The organism is Streptomyces graminilatus, assembly GCF_001418565.1.
Taxonomy (GTDB): domain Bacteria; phylum Actinomycetota; class Actinomycetes; order Streptomycetales; family Streptomycetaceae; genus Streptomyces; species Streptomyces graminilatus.
Genome location: NZ_LIQQ01000406.1, coordinates 1 through 3,244, shown reverse-complemented (window position 1 = coordinate 3,244; position 3,244 = coordinate 1). Strand labels below are relative to the sequence as shown.

General features: G+C 71.6%; 2 protein-coding genes. Both read right to left on the bottom strand.

All coding sequences use genetic code 11. The features are described 5' to 3' along the window. Window positions 1–106: 106 nt before the first annotated feature. A complete protein-coding gene (locus AOK08_RS30760) occupies window positions 107–2,713 on the bottom strand; it encodes an ATP-binding protein (RefSeq protein ID WP_055532157.1) in 2,607 nt (868 codons plus the stop codon). 52 nt (window positions 2,714–2,765) lie between these two features. After that, window positions 2,766–3,244 (bottom strand): hypothetical protein (locus tag AOK08_RS30755; RefSeq protein ID WP_055532155.1); only part of this gene is annotated, 479 nt, incomplete at its 5' end.

Below are 3,244 nucleotides of genomic sequence, written 5' to 3'. Positions count from 1 at the left end.
GGCGACGGGTCGGCGGCCGCCGCCGGCGCGAACACGGCGGTGAACACGACCAGCAGCAGGGCGATCAGAGCGGCCCGCCGCGCGGCCGGCCGCCGGCGGGCGCGGCTCATACCAGGGCTCCGTCCGCGGCCCCGGCCAACTCCGCGACCTCGTCGTCCTCTTCGCCGCTCTGGCCCGGGGTGGTGTAGATCGCGGCGGCCACGTCCTCGTCGGCTGGGATGAGCACCTTCAGCCCGGCGATCCGCTTGCGCAGGTCCCGGTAGAGGCATTCACCGGCCCGCAGCACGCGCTCGGCCTCGCTGACGTTGAGCGGGCTGAGGTTCTCCGTGACGACCTTGAGCATCTCGCTGTCGGCCGGGTCCAGGTCGAGGAACTCCAGGCACCGGGCGGCAAGGGCCTTGCCGCGGTGGCGGAAGACGAGGATGTGGGAGAGCAGCGCGCGGATCTTGTCGCCGACCTCGGACTTGGGGCCGATGTCGTACGGATCATGCGAGCCCGCGAAGGCCCCGGCGTTGTGTTTGCGGCCGTCGGCGATCATCTCCAGCAGCAGGCTGGAGCCTTCCGCGGAGGAGGTGAGCCACCAGCACTCGTCGAGGAAGACGCCGGCGAACTCGTTCGGGTCGGCGAACGCGATTTCCCTGCACAGCGCCGTCATCAGGTACATCAGCCGCCAGCCGAACCGCTTCTCGACCTCCAGGCTCGGCAGCCGGTGCTCGGACAGCTCCTCCTTGGTGGGCAGGCCCAGCCGGTCGACGGCGAAGACGGTGGAGTCGGCCGCGGTGATCCGCACGACCGGCAGCGAGGGGTCGAAGATGACCCGGCCGAGGTCCTTCTTCGCCAGCGACCGCAGCTTGCGGACCAGTTCCGAAGCGGCGGCGCGCACCGCGGCATCGTTCGGCTCGTCCGGGTCGGGGATACGGGCCCGCTCGGCGAGCGTGTCGGTCAGGGCGGTCATGCTCGGGGTGGGCCCGAGCCGGGTGGCCTCGATCGCCTCGGCGAGGGTGATGCCCTCGATGCTCATCGAGCCGATGTCCAGGAGCGGGGTGAGGAAGGACTCGGTGTAGCGGGCGGCGCGCGGGCCGCGGAAGACCCGCAGGGGGTCGAGGGAGACGCCGGCGTTCTCGTCGACGTTGATGATCTGCGTGGTCCCCGGGCACGCGCTGGCGAACCGCGACCATTCCTGCTGCGGGGTGCGGTCGATGACCAGGGCGCGGCCGCGGGACTTGCGCTGACCGGTGCGGTGGCCGGTGGTGAGGATGGAGTACATCGCGCACTTCATCGCCACGGACTTTCCGGAGCCGAGCTCGCCGACGAACGCCGCGCTCGCGCTGGCGTTGACCCGGGGGCCGTGGGAGAAGTCCACCAGCACCGGCCGTACGCCGCCGCCGTTGAGCTGGAGCCCGAAGAGGCTGCCGGCGTCGTCCCCGAGACCGGCGCCGCAGAACGGCATCGACATGGCGAAGTCGCGGGCCAGGAGGTACTGGGTGTAGTCGAGCATCGGCTTGGGCGTCTTGGTGCCCGGGAGCATCCCGTGGAAGAGCGCCACCTGGTCGCCGGTGGGCCGCACCAGGGTGTAGTCGTTGCCGCCGAAGTGGTTGGCCAGCAAGGTGGCCTTCTCGTCCGTCTCCTCGGCGGTCGTGCCCCACACGCAGGTGGCGACGGTCGCGCGGATCTCGACCTCGGTCGAGGAGGCGGTCAGCCGGTCCCGGTATTCGTCCAGGGCGAAGGAAGCCTTGTCGAGGGACGCCGGCACTCCGGAGGTCTCACCCTCGTACTCGCCGCGCTGGTGGGCGAGTTCACGCTGCTGGCGCCGGCTCTTGGGCTCCGCCTTGGCGCCGGTCTCCACGTGCAGCCGGACGGCCCAGTCGACGGGGAAGTTGAAGTCGTCGAGCGCCGCCAGGTACTCGCTGCCGGGGAAGCGGAAGGCCTCCGGCATCTCGGAGAGCACGCAGAACGCCTGGAAGGAGTCGCCGTGTTCGGAGGCGGCGCGCAGGTAGCGGCGCTTGAAGGGGTTGGTCGGGCCCTTGGAGGGCCGGTTGCCGCGCCCGCCCTCGTCGAGGATGACCTGGGTGTGGGCGGTCACGGTGTGGCCGCGGCCGCGCAGGGCCCGCGGGGCGCCGTCCTCGGGGAGCAGCGGCTCGCTCAGGCCGCGCCGGGCACTGTGTCCGTAGATCCACAGGATCTCGGCCTCGGTGGCGGGCCGCATCTTGATGCCGGACGGCCAGCCGGCGGCCAGGCGGGTGGCCTGCTCCAGGCGCTGGCGCTCCTCGCCCCGGGATATCGGTGCGACCGGCAGCCCCAGTGTCCCCATCACCTCGGCCTGCAGGGAGGTGGCGACGGCGCGGGCGCTCTGCTTGAAGTCGAGGTGGGCCAGGGGGACGGCGAGGAAGTCCACACGGCCGGTCAGCTCCAGGTCCTGGAGCTGGTCCAGGACCTTCAGCGACAGGTCGACGTACTCGGGAGACTGATCGAGGTCGACTCCAGCGGTCATGCGGGTCACGACCGACGCGGCGTCCACGCTCGGGCACAGGCTGAGCAGGAGTGCCTCGCCGCGCAGGGACTTGAACAGTGCCTCCAGGGCGTCCAAGCGCTCGCGCTTCGTCGACCTCGAGGCGTGGGTGTAGTTCTCGGTGTCGACGCGCCAGACCGCCCACACGCTGGCGGCGGTGGTCCAGATCAGGTGGCCGCTGATGTGCCGGACGGGAAGGCGCATGGCTCTGTGCTTTCTGTGCTGGTGCGTGGGATGGGGAGCAGCGGGCGGCGTGTCAGCGCTCGTCGAGGGAGGCCAGCAGGGCCTGGAGCCCGGTCTTGGGCTGCTGCGCGCGAGATGCCGACGGCGCCACTGCGGCCGGCCGGATCTTGTTCGCCGGGGCGGCAGGCTTCGTCGCGGCCGCCGGGGCGGCTTCGAGTGCCGGCCGGGCCGCGCCGTGCACGCGCACGGTGCAGGTGGCGGAGGCGAGCCTGGGGCGGACGATCCGCTGGGGTTTGCCGGCGAGCCGGCCCTGAGCCGGGGTGGAGGAGTAGACGAACAGACTGCGGACCGCTCGGGCCGGGTCGCGTCCGTCGAGCCGCGCGTAGCGCAGCACCCAGGCCATCCCCCAGGGCAGGAGGATCATCAGCAGGAAGTTCATGACGCCGAAGTGCGCCCACAGACCCCTCGTCATCACGAGGAAGCCGAAGGTCAGCACCATCGTCATGACCTGGGTGATCGTGTACGGCCCGCCCGGGAGCCGGCCGGCTCCCG

Excerpts from the sequence above, each read along its gene's own strand:
- AOK08_RS30760 (WP_055532157.1), bottom strand. The coding sequence starts at position 2,713 with ATGCGCCTTCCCGTCCGGCACATCAGCGGCCACCTGATCTGGACCACC.